The 627-nt window shown below is 42.9% G+C and carries 1 protein-coding gene; it reads left to right on the forward strand.

Annotation, left to right across the window (positions count from 1 at the left end; translation table 11 throughout):
- Positions 1-100: 100 nt before the first annotated feature.
- On the forward strand, positions 101-627 hold a 527-nt coding region (locus tag ACFIKU_RS10170; RefSeq protein WP_375657438.1), incomplete at its 3' end, for a phage portal protein.

The following is a 627-nucleotide window of genomic DNA, read 5'->3' on the forward strand; positions in this document are numbered from 1 at the left end:
AACTGCGCAGAGCGCTTGAGATGCTGAACACACAAATAGCCAACCTTGAAGGACGCAAGCGTTCACGCGTTTTCTATGTTAATATATCACGAGGCTATTAATGGCTGGTTTTTTCAATAAACTCACAGGCTTTTTTAAAATTTCTCGTCAAGACAGCCCCCCTTTTGAAGCTGCAAGTAAAAGCCGTCGCATGGGTGGTTTTGACCCCGCAAAAAAACATATCAATAAAGCCATTGAGGAATGCGGTGATACCATTGTTGCTCGTTCAAGATGGCTTTATGACAATGAAGCTCTTTATGGTTCTGCAACGGAGGAATGGGTCTCTGCAGCTGTCAGTGATGGGATTAAACCTTATCCTCGTATTGAAGGTTTTCAAGAAGAAAAGAAAAAGCTTTTAGACTTGTGGTGGCAATGGGTTGATGAAGCGGACTATGATGAAGATGCCAATTTTTATGGACTTCAAGCAACCATTGCACGAGAGGTCTTTTTAACTGGTGAATGCTTTGTAAGACTACACTATGTCGACCTCTACGGGCGCTCTGGTGTGCCTCTTCAATTACAAGTTTATCCAACCGAAATGCTAGACCTTTCCTACAATGGACCGGCTGAGATTGAAGGCAATTACAT

The sequence above is a fragment of the Bartonella sp. CM120XJJH genome, from assembly GCF_042194715.1.
In the GTDB taxonomy this organism is placed as follows: Bacteria; Pseudomonadota; Alphaproteobacteria; order Rhizobiales; family Rhizobiaceae; genus Bartonella.